We start from the raw sequence: 24,394 nt of genomic DNA, 5'->3' as shown, positions 1-24,394 counted from the left end.
TGTCAGCCTGGCCCCATCACGGCATCGGGCAGCCACGTCGCCAGTTCCGGCACCAGGCACAGGATGAAGATGGCCAGGAACATGCAGCCGACGAACGGTGCCGACCCCCACAGGATGGTTTTCAACGGAATCTTCGGTGCAATCGAATTGATGACGAAGAGGTTGAGCCCCACCGGCGGCGTGATCAAGCCGATTTCCATGTTGATCGTCAGGATCACCGCAAACCAATAGGGATCGAACTGCGCCGCCTGAAGAATGGGCATCAGGATCGGCGCCGTCATCAGGATCACCGCGACCGGCGGCAGGAAGAACCCGGCAACCAGCAGGAAGATGTTGATCAGGATCATCAGCACCCAGCGGTTTACCTCGAGCCCTGCGATCCACTGGGCAATGGACTGGGTGATGAACAGCGAGGACATCATGTAGGCGAACACCCCGGCCGCCGCCATGATGAAAAGGATCATCACGCTTTCCTTGGTGCTGTCGCGCAGCACGCCCCAGATGGCGCGGGGGCTCCACATCCGGTAGATCACGATGGCCATGCCAAGGCACAGGATCGCCCCGACCGCAGCGGTTTCCGAGGTCGTGGCGATCCCGCCATACATCGAATACAGCACCCCAGCGATCACCAGCAGGAACGGCACGACGCGCGGCAGGATCTCCAGCCGCTCGCGCAGGGAATAGTGGCGCGGCGACAGGACGGCGGTGTTGCCCGACCGCCATGTGGCAAAGATCGACCAGGCCATGAACAGCAGCGTCAGCAAGATGCCCGGCACGATCCCGGCCAGGAACAGCCGCCCGATCGAGGTTTCGGTCGCGATGCCATAGACGATCATCGTCACCGAGGGCGGGATCAGAATGCCCAGCGTCCCGCCTGCGGCGATGGATCCGGCGGCGACCGTATCGGGATAGCCGCGCTTTTGCATCTCGGGGATGCCCATCTTGCCGATCGCGGCGCAGGTGGCAGGGCTGGACCCCGACATCGCCGCAAACAGCGCGCAGGCCCCCAGGTTCGACACCACCAGCCCGCCCGGCACGCGGGTCAGCCAGCGCTCCAGCGCCTCGAACAGATCGGCGCCCGCGCGGGTCGAGGCAACGGCGGCCCCCATGATGATGAACATCGGGATCGACAGGATGGTAAAGCTGTTGAGATCGGCAAAGAAGATCTCGGGCATCATCTCCAGCGACCTTGCGCCATCGAAGATCAGCAGGAACAGCGCCGAGACGATCAGCAGCCCCACCGCCACCGATACGCCGGAAAACAGGACGACAATCGTGGCCACCGCCACCAGAAGGCCAAGCGTCAGCGGATCCATCTCAGCCCTCCTTCACGCCAAAGGGTGCGTCCTCGCCGGTGGCCAATGCCACCAGATCGGCCAGCAGTTGCAGCAGGAACAGCCCGAACCCCAGCGGCAGAACCATATAGGGGATCCACAGGCGCGGCCCCCAGACGGTCGGGGATTTCCAGTTGCGGTCCCAGGCCTGATGCCAGACCTCCCACGCATACCAGGCGATGACGGCGATCACGGCAATCGTGGCCAGTTGCACGACCCAGGCCAGCACCAGCCGCCCCCGACGCGGCAGCGCCATGGGCACCAGATCGACGTTCACATGACCGCGCAGGGTCTGGACATAGGGCAACCCGATGCAGGCGGCCGCGATCATCAGATAGATCACCGCCTCGGTCTGCCAGATCGTCGACTGGCCCAGCGCATAGCGCACAAAGATCATGTGGCAGGTCACGAACAGCGCGATCACCGTCAGCGCAGCGGCCACCCAGCCGCAGACGGTGGAAATGGCGCGAACGCCGCGCACAAAGGCATTGCCGCCGGGGGAATGCGGCCCGGCCGTCGAAAGTCGGGTCATGGGGGTCTCCGGGGGTAAGTCGGGGCGCGCCACCGGGCACGCCCCTGGTCAGGTCACTGAACCGACAGCGCCATATCCAGCAGCTTCTTGCCGTTGCCTTCAAAGGACTTGTAGGACGACTGTTCCGCCAGTGCCTTCCAGGCGTCGAAATCCTCTTGCGTCAGGTTGACGATCTCGACCCCGGCGGCCTTGAACACGTCGACCGAGTTGGCATCTTCTTTCGCGGCTTCGGCCATGTAATAGGCTTCGGCCTTGGCCGAGGCATCGCGCAGCGCCTTTTGCTGCTCGGGCGTCAGGCGGTCAAAGGTGGTCTTGTTGATCAGCATCGGCTGATACATGAACCACAGCGCGATGTCGGCGGCCGGCGTATAGCACTTGGCCAGTTCCTGCAGCCGGAACGACACGAAGGACGAGGACGAGGTGTTCAGCGCCTGCAACACGTGCTGCTGCATTGCGTTGTAGGTTTCCGACGACGGCATCGAGGCGATCGAGGCACCCGCCGCCTGCAACATTTCCTCGAACCCCTTGCCGGCGGCGCGCACCGTCTTGCCCTTGACGTCCTCGGGGCGGCGGATGCAGCCATCGACGCTGGCAAAGCCGCCAGCCAGATAGCCGTGCACCAGCGTCATCACGTCGTCCCCGTTCAGAACCTTTTCAATCTCGGCCATGAAGGGCGAGGCGATCAGCCGCGCGGCATGGTCGTGGTTCTTCACCAGCCCCGGCATCAGGGTCAGGTTGTATTCCGGGTGCTGGCCGCCCGCATAGGACAGCGGGAACACCGTCATGTCCAGCTGACCGCGGCTGAGCGGCATGTATTGCTCGGTCGCCTTGAACAGCGAGCCCGAGGGGAAAATCTTGATCGTCAGATCGACATTCGCGGCAGCCACATCATCGGCCACCATCTGCGCGATCTTGTGGCGCAGATCGCCCGGCGCGAACTGGTGCGACAGGCGCAGCTCAACCGCCGCAGCAGTGGTCGCGGCAAGACAGAACGGAATGGCGGCAATCGCCGCGATCCTGGCAAGTTTCATCGAAGTCTCCTCCCAAAGCTCTTCGTTCTTGATGATGCGAGGCAGGTTGACGACTGACGCATTCCAAGTCAACACTCTTGTATGCAAGATATTGCCATCCGGAACACAGAAATGACCGAGACGCATTCGGACCGCCGCACAGACCAGATCCGCGAGGCACTGGAGGAACTGATCGTCGAAGGCCAGTTCGCCGATGGCGACCGGCTGGACGAGGTCAGCCTTGCCGAACGCTTTCAGGTCTCGCGCACCCCGCTGCGCGAGGCGTTCCAGGCGCTGGCGGCCTCGGGGCTGGTCGAATTGCGTTTGCGGCGCGGGGCCTTTGTCCGCTTTCCCGCGCTCGATGAGGTGGTCGAGATGTTCGAGGTCATGGCCGAGATCGAGGCCCTGTGCGGCCGTCAGGCCGCCCGCCGCATGACCCCCGAAGATCAGACCAGCATCGAATCCGCCCTGCTCGCCTGCGAGAAAGCCTGCGAGACGGGCGACACCGAAGGTTACTACCGCGCCAACAAGGATTTCCATGTCGCCATCTATGCCGCCGCCGGCAACCGCTTTCTGGCGGGCGAGGCGGAACGGCTGCACCGCCGGCTGAAACCCTTTCGCCGCCTGCAGCTGCGCGTGCGCGGGCGGATGCCGGAATCGCTGCGCGAGCACCGGGCGATCTTTGACGCGCTGGTCTCGGGCGATGCGGCGCGGGCGGGCGAGGCGCTGCGCCGCCATATCGCCGTGCAAGGCGACCGCTTCAACGATCTGGCCGCAGGCTATCGGGCCCTTGGACTGCGCAAACGCGCCTGAGTGGACGGCGCCCCGCGGCAGGCGCATACTGCGCCCATCATGCCCGCCCTGTGCCGCGATTGCCTTGCCAGCTTTGCCCCCGCCCCGCGCTGTCCGGTCTGCCGCAGCCCGCGTGTGATCGCGCATGAGGAACTGGATACGCTCTCCATCGCCCATGTCGATTGCGATGCCTTTTACGCCAGCGTGGAAAAGCGCGAGAACCCCGATTTGCGCAACAAGCCGGTCATCGTTGGGGGCGGCACGCGCGGCGTGGTGTCAACCTGCTGCTATATCGCCCGGATCTATGGCGTGCGCTCTGCCATGCCGATGTTCGAGGCGCTGAAGAAATGCCCTCAGGCCGTGGTCGTGAAACCCCGGATGCAGCTTTATGCCGAGGTCTCGCGCGAAATCCGCGCCCGGATGGAGGCGCTGACCCCCGCAGTCCAACCCCTCAGCCTCGACGAGGCGTTCCTGGACCTGACCGGCACCGCCCGCCTGCACGGCGCTGCGCCGGCCGCGCAACTGGCCCGACTGGCGCGCGGGGTCGAGGCCGATCTGGGCATTTCCCTGTCGGTCGGCCTGTCGCACAACAAGTTCCTGGCCAAGATCGCGTCAGATCTGGACAAGCCGCGCGGATTTTCGGTGATCGGGCGTGCGGATACGGCGGCCTTCCTGCAAGACAAGCCGGTGCGCATCATCTGGGGTGTGGGCCTGGCCACCCAGACCGCGCTGGAATCGGCCGGAATCCGCACCCTGGCCGACCTGCGCCAATGGTCAGAAGCCGATCTGACAGCGCGCTTCGGCCATACCGGCAGCCGCCTGTGGCATCTGGCCCGCGGTCAGGACGATCGCCCCGTCAACCCGAACGAGGCGCCGAAGTCGATCTCCAAGGAAACCACCTTCGACACCGACATTGCCGATCCTGACCTTTTGCATGGCCACCTGTGGCGTCTGGCCGAACAGGTCGCCGACCGCGCCAAGGCCAAGGACCTTCAGGGCCGCACCGTCACCGTCAAGCTCAAGCGCGCCGACCACCAGATCGTGACCCGCCGCCGCGCCCTGGGTGAACCCGCGCAGATCGCCGATGCCATCTGGCGCGCGGCAGACCCCTTGCTGACCGCCCTGCTGCCGCAGGCCCCGTTCCGGCTGATCGGCGTTGGCATTTCGGATCTGTCGCCTGCCTCGGGCCACGACCCGGCCGGCGATCTGCTTGACCCGAACGCCGCCCGCCGCGCCGCCGCCGAACGCGCCACCGACCGCATCCGTGCAAAGTTCGGGCATGACGCGATCGTCAAGGGCCGCGCGCTGCGCTAAGCCCCTTCATCTGTCCATAAATATCCCGGGGGGAAGGCCAAAGGCCGTGGGGGGGCAGCGCCCCCCCCTTGCGCCGGATCAGATCTCGTCCGGCAGATCGACGATCAGCCGGCCACCGGCAATGTCCACCGTCGGCACCACGGCCAGGGTAAAGGGCACCAGAAGCGGCGTCTTCATCCCCGGCCCCATCACCTCCAGCAGATCCGAAGCGCCATGGTTCAGCACCGCCTTGACCTGACCGATCCGGTTGCCGCCTGCATCCAGAACCGTCAGGCCGATCAGATCGGCATGATAATATTCGTCATCATCCAGCTTCGGCAGGCGCGCCCGGTCAGCGAACAGCCGCAGGCCCTTGGCCGCCTCGGCATCCTCGCGCGACACGATCCCGGACATGCGGGCCGACAGCCCGTTGTTCAGAACCCCGGTCAGCACCAGATCAAAGCTGCGGCTGCCGTCCTCGGAATACAGCGGCGCATAATCGGCAATCGCCGCCGGATCGGCGCAATAGCTTTTCAGCCGCACCTCGCCCTTGACGCCAAAGGCACCGCTGATGGCCCCCACGCAGACGCGATCCTTGCCAGACATGACCAGATCCCCCGAAATGCAGATGCCGGGCGCCCCGCGGGCACCCGGCCTTGTCCGTCGCCGTCAGGCGCCGATCACTCGGCGGCTTCGGCCTTGGCAGCCTTGGCAGCGGCGCGCTCGGTGGCTTTCTTGCCCGGCACGGCTTGCTTGGGGTTGTTGCGGGTGGCTTTCGCGATCACGCCAGCCGCTTCCAGGAAGCGGGCGATACGGTCGGTCGGCTGGGCGCCCTGGCTCAGCCAGTATTGCACGCGCTCCAGGTTCATCTTGACGCGCTCTTCGCTGTCCTTGGCCAGCAGCGGGTTATAGACGCCCAGCTTCTCGATGAAGCGGCCATCGCGCGGCATGCGCGAGTCGGCCGCGACGATCGAATAGTGCGGGCGCTTTTTCGAGCCGCCACGGGCCAGACGGATTTTCATGGACATGGGTGTTCTCCTTGGGTGTCCTGTGCCGGGTCTCCGGCTTACTTCTGCAGTTTCTCGTGATGCCGGATGACTTCCGAGATGATGAACGCCAGAAACTTCCTGGCGAATTCGGGGTCCAGATCGGCTTCGCGGGAAAGCCGTTCCAGACGCTCGATCTGATGCGCCTCGCGGTTGGGGTCGCTGGGCGGCAGCGCATGTTCCGCCTTGAGCTTGCCCACCGCCTGCGTGTGCTTGAACCGTTCGGCCAGCGTATAGACCAGGATCGCATCCAGCCGGTCGATCGAGGCGCGATGTTCGCGCAGAACTTCGGCCGCGCGGGCGACAACATCGGTCATGGTGCTCTCCTTGGTCATGCGTAAGCCTCCATCCCGCCATCGGCCAGCGTGTCGGCCGACGGGTGGCGCCAGATCACGCAGGGCTTGCCCATCACCTCGGCCTCGCGCTCGGGGACGGCGCCCATACGGCGGGCAAGGGTTTGCGAGCGGTCATTTTCGGCCGCGATCAGGCTGATGGCGGTGGTCCAGCCCAGCTGGCCATAGGCCCAGGCGCGGGTGGCCAGTGCGGCCTCGGACGCAAGGCCACGGCCTTCGGCCTGCGGATCCCAGACCGTCCAGCCGATCTCTGGCTCGGGCCAGCCTTCGGGGCACCACGGGCCGGCGCTGCCCAGCGGTTTCCCGGTGGCGCGGTCGGCAAACACAAAGAACCCATAGCCGCGCATCACCCAATGGCCGATCAGATGGCCAAAGGCCCGCCAGGCCTGCGGCGCCTCGATCGGGCCACCGACAAAGCGGGCGCGGTCAGTGGTGAAGAACTGCGCGAACACCGCATAGTCCGACGCCTGCGGAGCGCGCAGGATCAGACGTTCCGTTTCCAGAACAGGGGTGCCGGACAGGGTGATCATTTGCGCTTCATCAGCCCCGACAGGCCAGGGGGCAGCGACAGCCCGCCCGGCATTCCCCCGCCAAGGCCCGGCAGTTTCAGCCCGTCCTGCATGCCCTTGCCCAGCTCGGCCAGCTGATCGGGGGTCATCTTGGACGGGTCAGGCATGCCCTTGCCGCCCATCATCTGCTTGATGGCCTGCTTCATCATGCCGCCCTTGCCCATCTTCTTCATCATGTCCGCCATCTGGCGGTGCATCTTGAGCAGGCGGTTCAGGTCGGCCACGTCCAGCCCCGCACCTTCGGCGATCCGCTTCTTGCGGCTGGCCTGCAGCATGTCGGGATTGGCGCGTTCCTTCTTGGTCATCGAATTGATCAGCGCGATCTGGCGGCGCAGCATCTTGTCGTCGAACCCGGCGCTTTCGGCGGCCTTGGCCATCTTGCCCATGCCCGGCAACATGCCCATCAGGCCCTGCATGCCGCCCATCTTGAGCATCTGCTCAAGCTGCATGCGCATGTCGTTCATGTTGAACAGGCCCTTGGAGAAACGCTTGGCCATGCGTTCCGCCTGTTCGGCCTCGAATGTCTCGCGCGCCTTTTCGACCAGGGCGACGATGTCGCCCATGCCAAGGATGCGGCCGGCAACGCGGTCAGCCTCGAAGGGCTCCAGCGCCTCGGATTTCTCGCCCAGACCCACAAAGCGGATCGGCTTGCCGGTGACGGCGCGCATCGACAGGGCCGCACCGCCGCGGCCGTCGCCGTCCATCCGGGTCAGGACAACGCCGGTGATGCCGACCTTGGCATCGAATTCCTGCGCGACCTCGACCGCGACCTGCCCGGTCAGGCCATCGACCACCAGCAGCGTTTCACGCGGCTGGGCAACATCGCGCACCTGCGCGACCTCTTCCATCAGCGGCAGGTCGATCTGCAACCGGCCGGCGGTATCAAGGATATAGACGTCATAGCCGCCCAGCGTGGCCTGCTGCTTGGCACGTTTCGCGATCTGGACCGCCGACTCGCCCTTGGCGATGGGCAGAACGTCGACGCCGATCTGCTGGCCCAGAATCGCCAGCTGTTCCATGGCGGCCGGGCGCTGGGTGTCCAGCGAGGCCAGCAGGACCTTCTTGTTCTCGCGTTCCTTGAGGCGGCGGGCCAGCTTGCCCGAGGTCGTCGTCTTGCCCGAGCCTTGCAGACCGACCATCAGGATCGGCGCAGGCGGGTTGTCGATCTTCAGTCGCTCGGCCGGGCCGTCGCCCTCGAGCATCTTCACCAGCTCGTCATGGACGATCTTGATGACCTGCTGACCGGGCGTCACGGATTTCGTAACCGACTGGCCTGTCGCCTTTTTCTGGACCGCACGGATGAAATCGCGGGTGACGGGCAGCGAGACGTCCGCCTCGAGCAGCGCGGTGCGCACCTCGCGCAGGGCGGTCGAGACGTCGTCTTCGGTCAGGGCGCCTTGCCGGGACAGCCGGTCGAAGACGCTACCAAGGCGCTCTGACAGGTTCTCGAACATGGGTGCCTCCTTCGGCAGAACGGGCGGCCCAAACGGCAACGGCACCCACGGGCGCAACGCGCTGGTGGATGGCGATCCCGGCCAAGGCCATGGGACCGGAAGGGCGTGGCCATTCCGGGGTTATGCTGGGATTACGCCCGCGGGGGGCGCGAGTCAAGCGTTGCAAGGGTGGCGAGGGCAGAAGCGGAGGGGTCATCCCCCCGCACCCGACCTGATAAGCGGGGGTTTCACACCCCCGCACCCCCGTGGGGTATTTGAAAAAAGGCAAAGACCGGCAGCGGGGTTCAGTCCGGCGGGTCGGTCCAGCCCGAGGGGTGGTTGCGCGGCAGGGGGCGGGTGTCCGGGGTGATCTCTGTTGCCTCGCCGTCGATGATGTCATCGCCCGCGCGCGGCCAGTGCGGCGGCGTTCGGGGGGCTGCATTGACGACAAAGACACGTGCGGCCAGTTGGCGCAGGATCAGCCTTCGGGTGACCGGGACCAGCAGCGGCAGCGCCAGAAGATCCGTGAAAAAGCCCGGCAGCAGCAGCAGAAAGCCGGCCAGCACGATCAATGCCCCATGCGCCAGCGGGCGCGCCGGATCGCCCATGCCCTGCGCCGAGCGTTGCAGATCGCGCAGCGCCGCAAAGCCCTGATTTCGGATCAGCGCCATGCCGACCACCGCCGACAGCACCACCAGGGCCAATGTCGGCCACAGACCCAGCCAGCCGCCGACCAGCACGAACAGCGCTATCTCGATCAGCGGAAGCAGCACAAAGATGGCAAGAAGCGGCAACGGTTGGTCCTTTCAGTGTCGCACGCGCCCCGCTGCGGTGGACTTGACGGGGGGCGTATCCTACATAAGTGACGTCCAACGAAAGCACCAACCCCGCGAGCCCGGAAAATGCCGGCGCATCCCAGACCCGAGGCCCCATGAATTCGCCCTTGATCCAACTTCTCATTCTGGCCGCGATCGCCGTGTTCCTGATCGTCAAGCTGAAGTCGGTTCTGGGCAGCCGCGACGGGTTCGAACGCCCGCCCGAGCCACAGGCGCGGCCCGATGCCATCGAAGGCCCCGCCCGTCGGCGCGATTTCCAGGTGGTCGAAGGCGGTCAGGACCGCGACATCACCGATCATGTCCCCGATGGCAGCCCGGCCGCCAAGGCGCTGGCCGCGATGAAGATCGCCGAGCCGGGCTTTTCCGCGACCGAATTCCTGAACGGCGCGCGCGGGGCCTATGAATGGATCCTGATGGCCTTTGAAAAGGGCAAGCTGGATGACATCGTCCCGCTGCTGTCCAAGGATGTCTACGACAGCTTCCAGTCCGTCGTGGACGCCCGCGAGCAAGAAGGGCTGGCGGTCGAGGCGAGCTTTGTCGGTCTGCGCGAGCTGGCGTTGCAGGATGCCACCTTCGACCGCGACACCCGCGAGGCCGAGATCACCGTGCGCTTCGTGGGCGAGCTGACCTCGGTCGTGCGCAACCGCATGGGTGAGGTGGTCGAGGGCAGCCCGACCGAGGTGAAGCGCCAGCGCGACGTCTGGACCTTTGCCCGCCGCATGGGGGCGGATGATCCGAACTGGCAGCTGGTCGCCACCGGGGAATGAGACCATGCTGCGCGCCCTGGTCACCGCGCTGGGGCTGGCGGTGAGCGCGGCCGGGGCGCAGCCCTTGCGGTTCGCCGATCTGGATGGCTGGGAGGCGGATGACCATGCCGCCGCGCTGGCCGTCTTTCGCGAAACCTGCGATCTGATGACGGCGCCCGACTGGGCGCCGCTGTGCCGTCTGGCCGCCGAGGTGACCGATGCGCGGGCGTTTTTCGAGATGTTCTTTCAGCCCGTGCTGACCGGCGCGCCGCCCGCCCTGTTCACCGGCTATTACGAGCCGGAGCTGCAAGGGTCCACCGTGCGCACCCCGCGCTTTGCCTGGCCGGTCTATGCGCGCCCACCCGAATTCGACGGCAAGGGCATCTGGCACAGCCGCGAGGACATCGAGCGGCGCGGGCTGTTGCGCGGGCGGGGGCTGGAACTGGCCTGGCTGGAAGATCCGGTCGAGGTGTTCTTTCTGCAGGTGCAGGGATCGGGGCGCATCCGGTTGCAAGATGGCCGGGTGATCCGGCTGGGCTTTGCCGCCAAGAACAACCACCCCTATCGCTCGATCGGGGCGGAGCTGGTGCGGCGCGGCGCGATGGATCAGCACGCGGTGTCGGCGCAGGGCATCAAGGCCTGGGTCCGGCGCAACCCGGCCGAAGGCGCGCGGCTCTTGCGACACAACCCCTCGTTCGTGTTCTTCCGCAAGCTGGCCGACCTGTCACCCGAACATGGGCCGATCGGGGCCATGGGCCGCAGCGTGACGGCGATGCGATCGCTGGCGGTGGACCCGGAATTCGTGCCGCTGGGCGCGCCGGTCTGGCTGGAAAAGGACGGGTCCGCGCCCCTGCGGCGGCTGATGGTCGCGCAAGATACCGGAACGGCCATCAAGGGCGCCCAGCGCGCCGACATCTTCTATGGCAGCGGCGCCGCTGCCGGCGACGCGGCCGGGCGCGTCAAGGACAGTGGGCGCATGATCGTTCTGCTGCCGCTGGACATAGCCCTTGCCAAGGCCGGAGAGTGACGATGGCACGCCGCCGCGGTCTGCGCCCCGAGGAGCAGGAGATCTGGGAACTGGTCGCCCGCACGACACGGGCCATGCACCCTGCCCGCCCGAAACGGACCGAGGCCGAGCCAGCGCCCGACAAGCCCGCGCCCAAACCACCGAAGCCGCCCGCCGGCCTGCCCGAATTCCGCATCGGCACCCGCGCACCGCACGCGCCCGCGCGGCACGACCTTAGCCCGACCATCGCCCAGCAGCTGGAGTCCAGCCCCCTGCGCATGGATGCGGGCACCCACAAGGCGATGCGCCGTGGCAAGCTGGCCCCCGAGGCGCGGCTGGATCTGCATGGCCTGACCCTGGCCGAGGCCCACCCCGAGCTGATCCGCTTTGTCCTCAATGCCCAGTCCGCCGGAATGCGCCTGGTGCTGGTGATCACCGGCAAGGGCAAGGACCGCGACACTGGCGGGCCGATCCCCACGCGCACGGGCGCGCTGCGTCATCAGGTGCCGCACTGGCTGCGCCTGCCTCCGCTGGGGCCGGCCGTGCTGCAGATTGCCGAGGCGCATCTGAAACATGGCGGGTCCGGCGCATTCTACGTCTATCTTCGACGGCACCGCTAGGCCGATCCGCGCGTTGATGCGTATCACCCAAAGACCGAACCGGAGACGATCATGGATTACGCAGTGTTCTTCATCTTCCTTGCCGCGACCGGGGCAGCCGCCGCGACGGGCAGCCTTTTCCCGCCGGGTGAGTGGTATGCCGGGCTGACCAAGCCCTGGTTCACGCCCCCCGCCATTGCCTTTCCGATCGTCTGGACAACCCTTTACATCCTGATGTCGCTGGCTGCCGCACGCATCGCCCCGCTGCAGGGTGCCCAATATGCGCTGGCCCTGTGGGCGTTGCAGATTGCGCTGAACACGCTCTGGACCCCCGTGTTCTTTGGCGCGCACCGGATGTGGGCGGGGCTGATCGTCATCGGGCTGCTTTGGCTGGTTGTCGCGGCGATGATCGTGGCGTTCTGGCGGCTGGACCGTCTGGCAGGCGTTCTGCTGCTGCCCTATCTGGCCTGGCTGAGCGTGGCCCTGTCGCTGAACGGCGCCTTGATCCGCCTGAACCCGGCCGCCAGCTGACCCCTTGCATCCGCGCGCACGGGTGTCACCATGCGGCGCATAGTCAAGGAGAGTCTCATGGGTTTCGAAGCGTTCATTGGTGCGAACATTGTCTATCTGGCCATCGCGGCCCTGCTGATCGTCACCGTCTTTCTGGCGGTGCGTGTCGTGCCGCAATCCGAGAAATTCGTGGTCGAACGCTTTGGCCGGCTGCAATCGGTGCTGGGGCCGGGGCTCAACCTGATCGTGCCGTTCTTCGATTCCGTGGCACACAAGATCTCGATCCTGGAACGTCAGCTGCCGACCAGCCGGCAAGATGCGATCACGGCAGACAACGTGCTGGTGCAAGTGGAAACCAGCGTGTTCTACCGCATCATCGAGCCGGAAAAGACCGTCTACCGCATCCGCGATGTCGATGCCGCGATTGCCGCCACCGTGGCCGGGATCGTGCGGGCCGAGATCGGCACGATGGAACTGGACGAGGTGCAATCAAACCGCGCCCGGCTGATCCAGCGCATCCGCGAGAACCTGGAAAACATGGTCGACGACTGGGGGATCGAGGTGACGCGGGCCGAGATCCTGGACGTGAACCTGGACGAGGCGACCCGCGCCGCCATGCTGCAACAGCTGAACGCCGAACGCGCCCGCCGCGCTCAGGTCACCGAGGCCGAGGGCAAGAAGCGCGCGGTCGAACTGCAGGCCGATGCCGAACTTTACGCCGCCAAACAGGTGGCCGAGGCCCGCCGCATCCAGGCCGATGCCGAAGCCTATGCAACCAAGGTCGTGGCCGAAGCGATCCGCGAAAACGGGATCGAGGCCGCGCAGTATCAGGTTGCCCTGAAACAGGTCGAGGCATTGGCCAAGGTCGCCCAGGGCGACGGCAAGCAGACGATCATCCTGCCAGCCGATGCCGTTGCCGCCTTTGGCGATGCGTTCAAGCTGCTGAAAGGGCGCTGAGATGTGGATGAACTGGTGGCTGTGGGTGGCGGCCGGCGTTGCCATCGGGGTGCTGGAGCTGCTGGCGCCCGGCTATATCTTCCTGGGCTTTGCCATCGGCGCGGTGCTGACGGGCGGCCTTGTGGCGCTGGCGGTTCCCGGCAGCCTTGCGGTGGCGCTGATGATCTTTGCCGCGCTGTCGCTGCTGGCCTGGGCGGCGATGCGCCGCCTGCTGGGGCGCCGCGCAGGCCATGTGAAGATCATTCGCCACGACATCAACGACAACTGAACCGCCCATATGATCGGCACGCTTGACCCGGGGCCCGGCTGCTCGCAAGACTGCCGCCATCCGCCGCGACCGCGGCCACGACGGGGATTTCATATGCGCCTTGCTGTCCTTGCCCTGCTTGCCGCCCTGCCCGCAACGCTGGCCCGGGCCGAAACCGGCGTCTGGTCGCTGATTGCCGAATCCGGGGGCTGCGAGGTGTCGTTCATCCCCGAGGCGGTGGATGACGGCATCTTCTTCGTCGATCGGGGCGATGCGGATTGCGGCCCCGACGTTGGCAAGATCACCGGCTATGCCCTGAACGAGGAAGGCGCGGTCGTCGTGCTGTATTCGACGCTCGATGGGGTCGATCTGGTCGGCACCGTCAGCCGCCAGGCCGATGGCGTGTTCACCGGCAAGCTGCGCGCGGGCGGTACCCTGCGGCTGGAACACAAATCGGGGCCGATGGGCATCACCGATCCGATGACCGGCCTTGCGACAGGCGAGGCGATCAACCCGACCGAGCCCGACGGCGAAGCCGAGGCCGAAGCCGACGAGCCGCTGGCCGAGGTCGTCAGGCAGGGCGATTGCCTGTCCTATGCCGGGCGCGAGGGCGAATGCGTCGATCAGGCCGATCTTGGCCCGCCCGATGGCGGCAAGCTTCAGGTGCTGACCCGGATGAACCTGCGCGATCAGGGCACCACCAGCGGCTCGAGCGTGATCGGCCGGGCCGAGGCAGGCACCTGCCTGACCATCACCTTCTGTTCCGAGGATGAACAGGGCCGTCTGTGGTGCGGGGTGCAAACCGACAGCGGGGCCGGCTATCTGCTCAAGCAGGACGACAAGACCGTCTATGCGACGAACACCTGCCGCTGACCGCCTTGCGCCGGATCGGCCGAAATCGCCGGCCCCTTCGGGCCAGCGATCACCATCCGCCGCCGATCAGCGGTTCGGCCGCTTCGCCTGAGGGCTGGCCAGTTCGGCATTGATCGCCATGGCCGCGGCGCGCGGATTGGCGGCTGTCCATACCGGGCGGCCGACGACGATATGGTCGGCCCCGTCCGCAACCGCCTGTGCCGGGGTTGCAATGCGCTTCTGATCGCCCGCATCCGCACCGGCCGGACGCACCCCCGGCGTCACGATCAGCCGCCCGGCGGCCTGGGGCAGCGCGCGGATGCCGGCCGCCTCTTGCGGGCTGGTGATCACACCATCCGCGCCGGCCTCAAAGGCCCGCGCTGCGCGTTCCAGCGTGATTTCGCGCAGATCCCCGGCACGGATCAGGTTCGCATCCAGATCCGCCCGGTCCAGCGAGGTCAGCACCGTCACCGCAAGGATCTTCATGTCCTTGCCGCGTTTGCCTTCCATCGCCGCGCGCACCACCTGCGGATCGCCATGCACGGTCAGGAAATCCAGATCGTATTGCGCCAGCCCGCGAACCGCCGCCTCGATGGTCGCGCCAATATCGAACAGCTTCATGTCCAGGAACACGCGCTTGCCATGTTCCTGCTTCAGCTCGTTGGCCAGCGCCAGCCCGCCGCCGGTCAGCATTCCCAGCCCGATCTTGTAGAAATCTACCGCATCGCCAATGCGCCGCGCCATTTCCAGCCCTGCCAGCGCATTCGGCACATCCAGCGCCACGATCAGCCGTTCATCCGCCATTCCCAAGCCTCCAGCGCTTCTGTTGCCATTCATCTGTCTGAAAATATCCTGCGGGGGTCCGGGGGTGCAAAACCCCCGGTCCTGCCGGTCAGGTCAGGACAAACGGCCGCTGCATAGTCCCGCACGGCCTGCAAGGCAACAGCTTTCAGCCCGGGATCATCCGCTTGATCGCCGCCGCATGGCCCGGCCTGGCGGCCAGAACATCGGCCGCCAGCGCCTTTGCGGTTTCCACCAGCGCCTCGGGGGCGACCAGACGGTCCAGCAGGCCCCAGGCCAGCGCCTCGTCCGCGTCGACCTTTTGCCCGCCCATCAGGATCATCTTGGCCCGCGCGGGCCCGACCAGCGCGGCCAGCCGCCCCGGATCGGACGGCTGCGGCAGATAGCCCAGCTTCATCACCGGATAGAACACCTTCATCCCCGGCACACCCAGACGGATATCGCAGGCCAGCGCCATACCCATCGACCCACCGGCCAGCGTGCCGTTCAGCGCCGCAATCGTCAGGCCCGGAAAGGCGGCAATCGCGCCCGACAGCTCTTCCCACAGCGGCGAGACGGCAAGGCCGGCCCGCGCGGCCTCCAGATCTGCGCCGGCGGAAAACACCTTGCCGATGCCGGTCAGCACCAGCACCGCTGCCCCCTCGGCGGCCGCCCGCCGGGCAATGTCGCGCAATTCGGCCAGCATCTCCGCCGTCACGGAATTCGCCTTGTCCGGGCGGTCGATGATCGCCATCCACAGCCCGCCGTCAGTCTCCAGCCGGATCATTTCACCACCCCGACCGCCTGCCGCACCGCCTCATCGCGCAGCGAGACCTCTTGCCCCAGATAGGCATCGCCCCCCGGCCCGCACAGCCAGACCAGCGCCTGAGCGGGCCATTCGGGCGGAATATGGACCGACCAGTCCAGCTGGCTGACCGGATTCACCCCGCTGGCCTTGATCGCCGCCTGCATGTCGGTTGCAACCGTGCCGGGCGAGAGCGAGATCACCCGCACGCCCGCCGGCCCCGCCTCGAGATGCGCGGCGCGGGTCAGCATGTAGGCCCCGGCCTTGGAGGAGCAATAGGCCGCCCAGCCCTCTTGCGGGTTGTGCGCCGCGCCGGAGCCGATGGTCAGAATGGTGCCGCGCCCGCGCGCGATCATCCCCGGCAGGGCCGCGTGCATCCCGTTGAAGACACCGTTCAGGTTCACCGACACTGCCCGCGCAAAGGCTGCGGGGCTGGCATCGGCGATATGGGCGATCGGGTCAATGACACCGGCGTTGTTCACCAGAACCTCCAGCGGCCCCAGCGCCACCTCGGCCTGAGACAGCGCGGTCTTCAGTGCCGCCGCGTCGGACACATCGCAGGGAAAGGCCAGCGCCCCGCGGCCAAGATCGGCCGCAAGCACCTTGAGCGCCGCCGCATCGCGCGAGATCAGCGCCACCCGCGCGCCCTTGGCCACAAAGGCCCGCGCTGCAGCCGCCCCGATGCCCCGCGCAGCGCCGGTGATTGCCACCAGCTTGCCCTCAAGTTCCGCCATTCTTGTGCTCCTTCCCTGCCGCTGTCGCGCCGCAGGTTAGGGCCGGCCTGTGCGCCCTGCAACCCGCTTGACCGCCCCCTTGCCTGCTGGGATGCTGGACCAAGACCTGCTGCTCCGAAAGGCATTGATATGTCGCTGCTTCGCAAGACCCGCTTCGCCGGGGCCATTCTTCTGACAGGCGTTCTGCCCGCGCAGGCGGATATCTCGCCGGAACAGGCCTGGGCAGTCTGGCAGGATCTGGCCACGAACATGGGCTACACCCTGACCGCTGAAAGCCAGCGCCGCGAAGGTGACCGGCTGGTCCTGGACCGCGTGCTTGGCGCCATGGTGTCGGGCACGGCCGAACTGCGCGCGCCGGTCGCTCAAGTCGTGATGCGCGACCGAGGCGACGGGACGGTCGAGGTCACGATGTCGCCGTCGATCGAGATGTCGATGAAGGTCAGCGAGCCTGACAGCGAGCCGGTGGACATGACCATGCGGCTGGACCAGTCGGGATACGTTGCGATCATCAGCGGCTCTGCGGACGCGCCAAAGCTGGATTTCACCGCGCAATCCATGACGATTTCGCAGATCCCGCCCAAGGTGGACGGCAAGGAAGTGCCGATGACCATGACGGCCACCCTGGCGGGGCTAAGGGGCGGCGCGGCCCTGACGCCGGGGCAGACCACCGATGTGACCTATGATTTCAGCGCCGATACGCTGGACGCCAAGGTCGATGCGGCAAACCCGGACGATACCGGAACCATGCTGATGACCATGCGCGCACAAGGGCTGACCGCCGCGTTCACCGGCGCGGTTCCGCCGATGATGGCACCGGGCGCCGAACTTCCGGCGATGCTGAACGCGGGTCTGCGCGGCTCGGGCAGCTATTCGACCGGCCCGACGGCCTTTGCCTTCAACCTCAACGACAAGGGCGCCTCGACCCAGGTCAACGGCACGCTTTCCGGCACCGCTGTCGATTTCGGCCTGACCCCGGCCGGCCTGAGCTATTCCGCCGGGCTGAGCGGGCTGGACCTGACCGCCGAGGGCGACAGCATGCCGTTCCCCGATTTCCGCGTCACCGCCAGCGAATACCGGCTGGGCCTGACCATGCCGCTGACCAAATCCGAAACGCCCTCGGATTTTGCCTTTCTGATGCGGCTGGCCGACTTGACGCTGCCGGAAGGCGTCTGGGCGATGGTCGATCCCCAGGGCCGCCTGCCGCGCGATCCGGCGACGGTTGAGCTTGATGCCACCGGCAAGGCGACGCTGTTCGCGGATCTGACCAGCCAGGCCGCGCAGGAACCCGATGCCGACATCGGCCAGATCGACGCGCTGACGGTGAACACGCTGCACCTGCGCGCGGCGGGGGCTGACCTGACCGGGACCGGCGCCTTCACCTTTGACAACTCCGACATGGAAACCATCCCCGGCATGCCGCGTCCGGCAGGCAGCGCGGATCTGAAGCTGACCGGCGGCAATACGCTGCTGGACAATCTGGTTGCGCTGGGACTGGTGCCCGAAGATCAGGTCATGGGCATTCGCATGATGCTGGCCCTGTTCGCCCGCCCCGGCGACGGGCCCGATACGCTGACCTCGAAAATCGAGATGACGCCCGAGGGCCAGATCCTCGCCAACGGGCAGCGCATCCAGTAACGCGGCTGGACAGGCGGGGGGCGGCGCGTTACCTCAGGGCCACCCCCTCAGGAAAGGCCGCCCCTTGCCCGACACGCGCGATACCGCCCTGACCCCCGCCGCGCTGGAGCGGCTGACCCAAGCGATGCTGGACGCCGCCCGCAAGGCTGGCGCCGATGCAGCCGATGCCGTGGCGGTCGCCGGGCAGTCGGTGTCGATTGACGTGCGCGGCGGCAAGCTGGAACAGGCCGAACGGGCCGAAGGCGTCGACATTGGCCTGCGTGTGCTGATCGGTCGGCGGCAGGCCTGCGTGTCCGCCTCGGACATCTCGGACGCCGTGATAGCCGGACTGGCCGAACGCGCCGTCGCCATGGCGCGGGAAGCCCCCGAAGACCCCACCGCAGGGCTGGCCGATCCTGACCAGCTAGCCCGGGGCTGGGACCTGGCTGCGCTGGAAATGCTGGACCCTGCGCCCGAACCCGGCGCCGCCGCCCTGCAAGACGATGCCCTGCGCGCCGAGGCTGCGGCACTGTCGCAGGCCGGCATCTCGCAGGTCGAAAGCGCCTCGGCCAGCTATTCGCGCCGGGCGTTTCACATGGCGGCCAGCAACGGGTTCTCGGGCGGTTACGGGCGCACCGGGCGGGCAGTATCTTGCGTGGCGATCACCGGCACGGGCGGGGCGATGGAACGCGACTATGCCGGCGAATCCCGCGCCTGGGCCGCCGATCTGCCCAGCCCGGAAAGCGTTGGCCTGCTGGCCGCCGAACGCACGCTGGCCCGTGCGGGGGCGACCAAACCGCCGACCGGCAGCTTTCCGGTTCTGTTCGACGAACGCATTGCCGGCTCGCTGATCGGCCATCTGCTGAACGCGATCAACGGCACCGCGATTGCCCGCGGCGCCAGCTTTCTGCGCGATGCGATGGGCCAGCCTGTCCTGCCCGACGGCATCGACCTGATCGAAGATCCGCACCGCCCGCGCATCGCCGGATCGCGCCCGTTCGACGGCGAGGGGTTGCCGACCGCCCGCCGCGCGCTGGTGCAAGACGGGGTGCTGCAAGGCTGGATCCTTGATCTGGCCACCGCCCGCAAGCTGGGCCTGACCAGCACCGGAAACGCGGCGCGCGGCACGGGTGGCCCCCCGGCCCCCAGCCCCGGCAATGTCGCGCTGACCCAGGGCAGCGCCAGCCGCAACGATCTGATCCGCGACATGGGGCGCGGGCTGCTGGTCACATCAATGATCGGCGCGACGATCAACCCCAACACAGGCGATTATTCGCGCGGCGCAACCGGGTTCTGGGTGGAAAACGGCCAGATCACCCATGCCGTCAACGAATGCACCATCGCCGGCAACCTGCGCGACATGCTGCGCCGGATCATCCCGGCGAATGACGCGCGGCAGCATCTGTCCACCGTGGTGCCCAGCCTGCTGGTCGAAGGAATGACGCTTGCAGGCGCCTGAGGCCGATCTTGCCCTGCTGTGCGATGCCGTGCAGGACGCGGGCGAGATTGCCATGCGCTACTGGCGGCACAAGCCCGAGCATTGGGACAAGCCCGACAACGGCGGCCCGGTCTCCGAAGCCGATCTTGCCGTCAACGAGCGGCTGGACTCGCTGCTGCGGGGGGCACGCCCCGGCTATGGCTGGCTGTCCGAGGAAAGCGCCGATACGGTGGAACGGCTTTCGGCCGCCCGTTGCTTCATCGTCGATCCGATCGACGGCACGCGCGGGTTCATCAATGGCGAGGATACGTTTTCCATCGTCGCCGGTATTGCCGAAGGTGGCCGGATGATTGCGGGCGCGGTCTGGCTGCCGGCGCTGAAACGGCTCTATTCGGCCCATAGTGACGGGCCGGCGCTGTATAACGGCACCCCTGTCCGCGTCAGCGCCACCAGCAATCCGCACGGCGCGCGCGTTCTGACCACCGCGCCCAACATGGCCGCCAGCCACTGGCCGGGCGGGGTGCCGGATCTGAAACGCAGCTTCCGCCCTTCGCTGGCCTATCGGATGTGCCTGGTGGCCGAAGGTCGCCATGACGCGATGATCACCTTTCGCCCGGCCTGGGAATGGGACATCGCCGCCGCCAGCCTGATCGCTGAACGCGGCGGCGCTCGCGTCACCGACGCAGGCGGCGGGCCGCTGCGCTTCAACCGCCCCGATCCGCGCGCGAATGGCGTGATCGCGGCGCCGCCTGCGCTCCACAGCGCGCTGATGGCGCGGGCGCTTGCGCCATCTTGAAACGCCGATCCATCCTCCCCAACTGAAAAGTATCCGGGCGCCACGAATGGGCCCGGTCACTCCGCCTTGCCCTGCCGGGAAGGCATCAGACATCGCTCAAAGAGGATGACCATGCGCAATTTCGATCTTGCCCCGCTGTACCGTGCCACCGTCGGCTTTGACCGCATCGCCGATCTGATGGATCGCGCGCTGGTTGGCGATACCGCCACCACCTATCCGCCCTACAACATCGAAAAGACGGCTGACCACGCCTATCGCATCTCGATTGCGGTTGCAGGCTTTGCCCCAGACGAACTGGCCGTGGAAGTCAAGGAAAACACCTTGCACGTCGCCGCCCGCAAGGCACCCGAAACCGTCGAGCGGACCTATCTGCACCGCGGCATCGCAACCCGTGCCTTTGAACGCCGCTTTGCGCTGGCCGATCATGTCAAGGTGACGGGCGCGACCCACGAAAACGGGATGCTGCATATCGATCTGGTCCGCGAAATGCCCGAGGCGCTGAAACCGCGCCGGATCGAGATCGCCCGCGGCGGCGATGTCGAGGCGCAGGCGATTGTGGCGCAAACCGTCGAAGCCTGATCCTGTTCAGACAACACTGGTTGATCGGGGGCGCGGTCCAGGCCGCGCCCTTTCATCTGTCCCGAAATATCCTCGGGGGAATTCTCAAAGGGGGCAGACAGCCCCCTTTGAGGCGGGGGACCGGGGGCGGCAGCCCCCGCGCCCGCCTAGAAGTCGATGGCAAGGCCCTTCTTTTCCCAGTCGCCATAGCGCACAGGTTCGGGGCCATCGCGGCCGCCAAGTTCAGGCGGCAACGTGACATCGCCAGCCTTGCGGCGGCGCTCTTCGGCCTCGGCCAGGGCGCGCAGGGCGGCGGGGGGCAGATCGGTGCGGGGGGCTTCGTCGGACATGTGGTTTCCCTTCGGCAGCTGACAGGGTTATACGCTCCTCGGCCGCATGGGCAAGCTGCACGGACAGGACCGGGGCCCTGCCCCGGACCCCGGGATATTTGGATCAAGGCGAAAAGGGACGCAGAGTGTCGGACGGACTGGCGGTAAGGCGTGCGGCAGCCCTGATGCTGCTGGAAGTGACAGGCAAGCGCCGGTTGCTGTCCGAGGTCCTTGGGGATGCCCAGGGCCCGCTGGTCGGGCTGGATGGCCCCGAGCGGGCGCGGGCGCAGCGGCTGGTGCTGGCCGCGTTGCGCCGGGTTCAGCCTGCCGATGCCCTGTTGGCCCCCCACATGCGCCGTGCCCCCGCGCCCTTCGTTCAGGCGGTGCTGCGGCTGGCGGTGGCCGAGCTGGCCGAGCGGCCTCAGGATGCGCATGGGATCGTGTCCGAGGCCGTCTCGCTGGTGCGCGGCGATGCAAAGACGGTCCAGGCGGCCGGTTTCGTGAATGCGGTGCTGCGCAAGATCTCCTCGGCCCCGGTCGTTCTGGACAGCCAGCGGTTGCCGGCGTGGCTGCGCGCGCCCCTGGTCAAGCGGTTTGGCAAGGCGGCGGTCAAGGGGATCGAGGCTGCGCATCTTGCCGGTCCGATGCTGGATCTGACACTGAAACGGCCGCAAGAGGGCGCAGATTGGGCGGCCCGGCTGGGCGGCGAAGTGGTGCAAGGAGGCAGCCTTCGGCTGGCGCCGGGGGTGCAGGTGTCGGCCCTGCCGGGCTATGACGATGGCGCGTGGTGGGTTCAGGATGCCGCTGCCGCCGTGCCTGCGCAGGTTCTGGCCCCGCAGCCGGGCGAGCTGGTGCTGGACATGTGCGCCGCGCCGGGCGGCAAGACGATGCAGATGGCGGCGGCCGGCGCGCAGGTGGTGGCGCTGGACAGCTCTGCCCAGCGGCTGGAGCGGCTGCGCGACAATCTGGCGCGCACCGGGCTGGGTGCCGAGATCGTCGTTGCCGATGCGCAGGACTGGCAGACCGACCTGCGGTTCGACGCGATCTTGCTGGATGCGCCATGCAGCGCGACGGGCACGATCCGGCGCCACCCCGACCTGCCCTTTGTCAAGGATGCAGGCGATCTGCCGGGGCTGGTTGCCTTGCAATCGGCACTGATCGACCGGGCCGCCGCCCTGCTGAAACCGGGCGGGCGGCTGGTCTATTGCACCTGTTCCCTGCTGCCGGACGAAGGCGAGGACCAGATGGCGGCCGCGCTGGCGCGGCACCCGGAACTGACGCGCGATCAAAAGGCGGTGGCAGGCTGGCCCGGCGCCTGGGATGCCAAGGGGGGCGGGCTGCGGATCAGGCCCGATCACTGGGCAGACAAGGGCGGGCTGGACGGGTTTTTCATCGGCGCGATGCGCAAGGCGCTGTGACGCGCGCGCCGGGGTGACAGTCCTTTGCCCCGCCGCTATGGTTCCGTCCGGGCCCACCCCGGAAGCAGGCACGGGAGCATGGCAGAGACCTCGACCCTAAGAACCGAACCGGACAGCACCCCCCGGTTTGCCGACCGGCTGGCCGCCTGGCGGGCCGGGTTTACGCGCCCGGCCAGCGGGTTCGTGTCGCAGCCAGAGCCGCGCAGCATCGGCATGGTCGCACGGGGCCGGCAGTTGGTGGCGGGCAACCTGCTGCTGGGCGGGGTTCTGGTCGAGGCGCCGGGCCGCACCCTGTGGGAAGCAATGTCGCCAGAGCCCAGCTTTATCGAGGCAGCGCACGGCTTTACCTGGCTGGACGATCTGGCGGCGGCTGGCGATCTGGCCGCCCGTGCCCGCGCGCAGGACTGGGTGTTCGACTGGATTGCCCGCTTTGGGCGGGGCAAGGGGCCCGGCTGGACCCCGGACCTGACAGGGCGGCGGCTGATCCGCTGGATCAACCATGCGCTGATGTTGTTGTCCGGTAAGGACCGCGCCGAAAGTGAGGCGTTCTTTGCCGCCCTGACCCGGCAGACGGTCTATCTGTCGCGGCGCTGGAAGGCTGCAGCCCCCGGCCTGCCCCGGTTCGAGGCGCTGACCGGGCTGGTCTGCGCCGGCCTTGCCCTGACCGGGATGGAGCGTCTGACGACCCCCGCCCTTGCAGCCCTTGCCCGCGACTGCGGGACCGAGATCGACAGCGAAGGCGGCATTCCCACCCGCAACCCCGAGGAGTTGCTGGAGGTCTTTACCCTGCTGACCTGGGTTGCCCAGACGCTGGACGAGGCAGGCCGCAAGGCCCCGCCCGAGCTGACCGCCGCGATCGTGCGTATCGCCCCGACCTTGCGCGCCTTGCGCCATGCCGATGGTGGTCTGGCGCGGTTCCACAGCGGCGGGCGCGGGCTGGAAGGGCGACTGGATCACGCACTGGCGCAATCCGGGATCAAGCCGATGGCCATTACAGGTCTGGCCATGGGGTTTGCCCGCATGGCGGCAGGCCGCACGACGGTGATTGTCGATGCGAAGTCGCCGCCCGAAGGGCGCGCCTCGACTGCCGCCCATGCCTCGACCCTGGCGTTCGAGATGACCTCGGGGCGGCGGCCGGTGATCGTGTCCTGCGGGTCGGGGGCGCCCTTTGGCGCCGAATGGCGCCGCGCCGGTCGGGCGACGGCCAGCCATTCGACGCTGACGATCGACGGCTATTCCTCCAGCCGTCTGGGGCAGGCCGAACGTCTGACCGACCGCGCGCAGGTCGTGCCGCCGCGAAGCACGCAGGGGCCGGACGGGCAGGCGCTGCTGATCGGCCATACCGGCTGGGCCGCGACCCATGGCCTGACCCACATGCGCGGGCTGGAGCTGTCGCCCGATGGCCGCGCGTTGATGGGGCAGGACACGCTGGGCGCGCTGACCGGGGCTGAACGGCGGCGGTTCGATGCCGTCATGTCCTCGGTCAAGTTGCAGGGCGTGCCGTTTTCCATCCGGTTCCACCTGCACCCCGAGGTGGACGCGCAGATCGACCTGGGCGGCGCCGCCGTTTCGCTGGGGCTGCGGTCGGGCGAGATCTGGGTGTTCCGCCATGACGGGGTGGCGACGCTGTCCCTGGAACCTTCGGTTTATCTGGAAAAGGGCCGCCTGAAGCCGCGTGCGACAAAACAGATCGTCCTTTCTGCCCGAGTTCTGGATTATGCGGCCGAGGTGGGCTGGACCTTGGCGAAGGCACAGGATACGCCGCTGGCCATCCGCGATCTCGAACGGGACGAGCCGCCCGTCTGAC

28 protein-coding genes are annotated in these 24,394 nt (G+C 67.4%); 15 read left to right on the top strand and 13 right to left on the bottom strand.

The window, feature by feature from the left end; all coding sequences use genetic code 11:
* Positions 1-2: 2 nt before the first annotated feature.
* From G481_RS0108210 to dctP, 3 genes are read right to left on the bottom strand one after another with little or no spacing between them, the layout of a single operon-like run.
* Complete coding sequence (locus tag G481_RS0108210) at positions 3-1,316, bottom strand: TRAP transporter large permease (RefSeq protein ID WP_028029610.1); 1,314 nt, start codon at positions 1,314-1,316, stop codon at positions 3-5.
* 1 nt (position 1,317) lies between these two features.
* Positions 1,318-1,866 (bottom strand): TRAP transporter small permease, encoded by a 549-nt coding sequence (locus G481_RS0108205; RefSeq protein WP_028029609.1) that lies wholly within the window; start codon positions 1,864-1,866, stop codon positions 1,318-1,320.
* Positions 1,867-1,919: 53 nt separating this feature from the next.
* The gene (gene dctP / locus G481_RS0108200; protein ID WP_028029608.1) at positions 1,920-2,897 is read right to left on the bottom strand and encodes a TRAP transporter substrate-binding protein DctP; all 978 of its coding nucleotides are present in this window, start codon (positions 2,895-2,897) and stop codon (positions 1,920-1,922) included.
* A 111-nt stretch (positions 2,898-3,008) separates the two neighbouring features.
* Between dctP and G481_RS0108195 the strand changes: the two genes are divergently transcribed.
* Both G481_RS0108195 and G481_RS0108190 read left to right on the top strand, forming a co-directional pair.
* Positions 3,009-3,689 (top strand): GntR family transcriptional regulator, encoded by a 681-nt coding sequence (locus G481_RS0108195; protein ID WP_028029607.1) that lies wholly within the window; start codon positions 3,009-3,011, stop codon positions 3,687-3,689.
* Positions 3,690-3,728: 39 nt separating this feature from the next.
* Positions 3,729-4,982 (top strand): DNA polymerase IV, encoded by a 1,254-nt coding sequence (locus G481_RS0108190; protein ID WP_028029606.1) that lies wholly within the window; start codon positions 3,729-3,731, stop codon positions 4,980-4,982.
* A 78-nt stretch (positions 4,983-5,060) separates the two neighbouring features.
* Here G481_RS0108190 and rimM read toward each other — a convergent pair whose 3' ends face one another.
* From rimM to G481_RS0108160, 6 genes are all read right to left on the bottom strand, one after another.
* On the bottom strand, positions 5,061-5,567 hold the full coding sequence (rimM, locus tag G481_RS0108185; RefSeq protein ID WP_028029605.1) for a ribosome maturation factor RimM: 507 nt from the start codon (positions 5,565-5,567) through the stop codon (positions 5,061-5,063).
* 74 nt (positions 5,568-5,641) lie between these two features.
* Positions 5,642-5,989, bottom strand: coding sequence for a 30S ribosomal protein S16 (gene rpsP / locus G481_RS0108180; protein WP_028029604.1), 348 nt, complete (start codon positions 5,987-5,989; stop codon positions 5,642-5,644).
* Positions 5,990-6,027: 38 nt separating this feature from the next.
* The gene (locus G481_RS0108175) at positions 6,028-6,324 is read right to left on the bottom strand and encodes a chorismate mutase (RefSeq protein ID WP_028029603.1); all 297 of its coding nucleotides are present in this window, start codon (positions 6,322-6,324) and stop codon (positions 6,028-6,030) included.
* A gap of 14 nt (positions 6,325-6,338) precedes the next feature.
* Complete coding sequence (locus G481_RS23215; RefSeq protein WP_035025438.1) at positions 6,339-6,890, bottom strand: GNAT family N-acetyltransferase; 552 nt, start codon at positions 6,888-6,890, stop codon at positions 6,339-6,341.
* Positions 6,887-8,383, bottom strand: a complete 1,497-nt coding sequence (ffh, locus tag G481_RS0108165) for a signal recognition particle protein (protein WP_028029602.1) — start codon at positions 8,381-8,383, stop codon at positions 6,887-6,889. The genes G481_RS23215 and ffh overlap by 4 nt, the downstream gene beginning before the upstream one ends.
* Positions 8,384-8,667: 284 nt before the next feature.
* Positions 8,668-9,156, bottom strand: coding sequence for an FxsA family protein (locus tag G481_RS0108160; RefSeq protein WP_028029601.1), 489 nt, complete (start codon positions 9,154-9,156; stop codon positions 8,668-8,670).
* Positions 9,157-9,293: 137 nt separating this feature from the next.
* Here G481_RS0108160 and G481_RS0108155 point away from each other — a divergent pair, with 137 nt between their 5' ends.
* The 7 genes from G481_RS0108155 (at position 9,294) to G481_RS0108125 (ending at position 14,136) form a co-directional block, all read left to right on the top strand.
* A complete protein-coding gene (locus tag G481_RS0108155) occupies positions 9,294-9,965 on the top strand; it encodes a Tim44/TimA family putative adaptor protein (RefSeq protein WP_028029600.1) in 672 nt (223 codons plus the stop codon).
* Positions 9,966-9,972: 7 nt separating this feature from the next.
* Entirely contained in the window at positions 9,973-10,971 is a 999-nt protein-coding gene (gene mltA, locus G481_RS0108150) for a murein transglycosylase A (protein WP_028029599.1), read from the top strand.
* A 2-nt stretch (positions 10,972-10,973) separates the two neighbouring features.
* Complete coding sequence (locus G481_RS0108145; RefSeq protein ID WP_028029598.1) at positions 10,974-11,570, top strand: Smr/MutS family protein; 597 nt, start codon at positions 10,974-10,976, stop codon at positions 11,568-11,570.
* Positions 11,571-11,621: 51 nt separating this feature from the next.
* The gene (gene tspO, locus G481_RS0108140) at positions 11,622-12,080 is read left to right on the top strand and encodes a tryptophan-rich sensory protein TspO (RefSeq protein WP_028029597.1); all 459 of its coding nucleotides are present in this window, start codon (positions 11,622-11,624) and stop codon (positions 12,078-12,080) included.
* A gap of 57 nt (positions 12,081-12,137) precedes the next feature.
* The gene (locus tag G481_RS0108135; RefSeq protein WP_028029596.1) at positions 12,138-13,016 is read left to right on the top strand and encodes an SPFH domain-containing protein; all 879 of its coding nucleotides are present in this window, start codon (positions 12,138-12,140) and stop codon (positions 13,014-13,016) included.
* 7 nt (positions 13,017-13,023) lie between these two features.
* Positions 13,024-13,284 carry an NfeD family protein gene (locus tag G481_RS0108130; protein ID WP_342666568.1) on the top strand — a complete coding sequence of 87 codons (261 nt, stop codon included), beginning with the start codon at positions 13,024-13,026 and terminating at the stop codon, positions 13,282-13,284.
* A gap of 93 nt (positions 13,285-13,377) precedes the next feature.
* The gene (locus G481_RS0108125) at positions 13,378-14,136 is read left to right on the top strand and encodes a hypothetical protein (RefSeq protein ID WP_028029594.1); all 759 of its coding nucleotides are present in this window, start codon (positions 13,378-13,380) and stop codon (positions 14,134-14,136) included.
* A 66-nt stretch (positions 14,137-14,202) separates the two neighbouring features.
* On the opposite strand, the gene pyrF is transcribed toward G481_RS0108125, so the two are convergent.
* The 3 genes from pyrF to G481_RS0108110 form a co-directional block, all read right to left on the bottom strand.
* A complete protein-coding gene (gene pyrF, locus G481_RS0108120; protein WP_028029593.1) occupies positions 14,203-14,919 on the bottom strand; it encodes an orotidine-5'-phosphate decarboxylase in 717 nt (238 codons plus the stop codon).
* 145 nt (positions 14,920-15,064) lie between these two features.
* A complete protein-coding gene (locus tag G481_RS0108115) occupies positions 15,065-15,682 on the bottom strand; it encodes an enoyl-CoA hydratase/isomerase family protein (protein WP_028029592.1) in 618 nt (205 codons plus the stop codon).
* A complete protein-coding gene (locus tag G481_RS0108110; protein ID WP_028029591.1) occupies positions 15,679-16,434 on the bottom strand; it encodes an SDR family oxidoreductase in 756 nt (251 codons plus the stop codon). Before G481_RS0108110 ends, G481_RS0108115 begins: the two co-directional genes overlap by 4 nt.
* A gap of 129 nt (positions 16,435-16,563) precedes the next feature.
* On the opposite strand from G481_RS0108110, the gene G481_RS0108105 reads away from it, so the two are divergent.
* The 4 genes from G481_RS0108105 (at position 16,564) to G481_RS0108090 (ending at position 20,861) form a co-directional block, all read left to right on the top strand.
* Positions 16,564-18,069 carry a DUF2125 domain-containing protein gene (locus G481_RS0108105; protein WP_028029590.1) on the top strand — a complete coding sequence of 502 codons (1,506 nt, stop codon included), beginning with the start codon at positions 16,564-16,566 and terminating at the stop codon, positions 18,067-18,069.
* Between the two features lie 124 nt (positions 18,070-18,193).
* Complete coding sequence (locus G481_RS0108100) at positions 18,194-19,507, top strand: TldD/PmbA family protein (protein WP_035025526.1); 1,314 nt, start codon at positions 18,194-18,196, stop codon at positions 19,505-19,507.
* On the top strand, positions 19,494-20,282 hold the full coding sequence (locus G481_RS0108095; protein ID WP_028029588.1) for a 3'(2'),5'-bisphosphate nucleotidase CysQ: 789 nt from the start codon (positions 19,494-19,496) through the stop codon (positions 20,280-20,282). The genes G481_RS0108100 and G481_RS0108095 overlap by 14 nt, the downstream gene beginning before the upstream one ends.
* A 111-nt stretch (positions 20,283-20,393) precedes the next feature.
* Positions 20,394-20,861 (top strand): Hsp20 family protein, encoded by a 468-nt coding sequence (locus G481_RS0108090; RefSeq protein WP_028029587.1) that lies wholly within the window; start codon positions 20,394-20,396, stop codon positions 20,859-20,861.
* A 146-nt stretch (positions 20,862-21,007) separates the two neighbouring features.
* Here the strand turns inward: G481_RS0108090 and G481_RS0108085 are convergent, their stop codons facing one another.
* Positions 21,008-21,190, bottom strand: a complete 183-nt coding sequence (locus G481_RS0108085; protein WP_028029586.1) for a DUF1674 domain-containing protein — start codon at positions 21,188-21,190, stop codon at positions 21,008-21,010.
* Positions 21,191-21,315: 125 nt separating this feature from the next.
* Here G481_RS0108085 and G481_RS0108080 point away from each other — a divergent pair, with 125 nt between their 5' ends.
* Positions 21,316-22,587 (top strand): RsmB/NOP family class I SAM-dependent RNA methyltransferase, encoded by a 1,272-nt coding sequence (locus G481_RS0108080; RefSeq protein WP_281171642.1) that lies wholly within the window; start codon positions 21,316-21,318, stop codon positions 22,585-22,587.
* A gap of 78 nt (positions 22,588-22,665) precedes the next feature.
* The gene (locus G481_RS0108075; protein ID WP_028029584.1) at positions 22,666-24,393 is read left to right on the top strand and encodes a heparinase II/III family protein; all 1,728 of its coding nucleotides are present in this window, start codon (positions 22,666-22,668) and stop codon (positions 24,391-24,393) included.
* Position 24,394 lies beyond the last annotated feature (1 nt).

This window comes from Gemmobacter nectariphilus DSM 15620, assembly GCF_000429765.1.
Lineage (GTDB): Bacteria > Pseudomonadota > Alphaproteobacteria > Rhodobacterales > Rhodobacteraceae > Wagnerdoeblera > Wagnerdoeblera nectariphila.
This window is presented reverse-complemented; position numbering and strand designations above follow the sequence as displayed.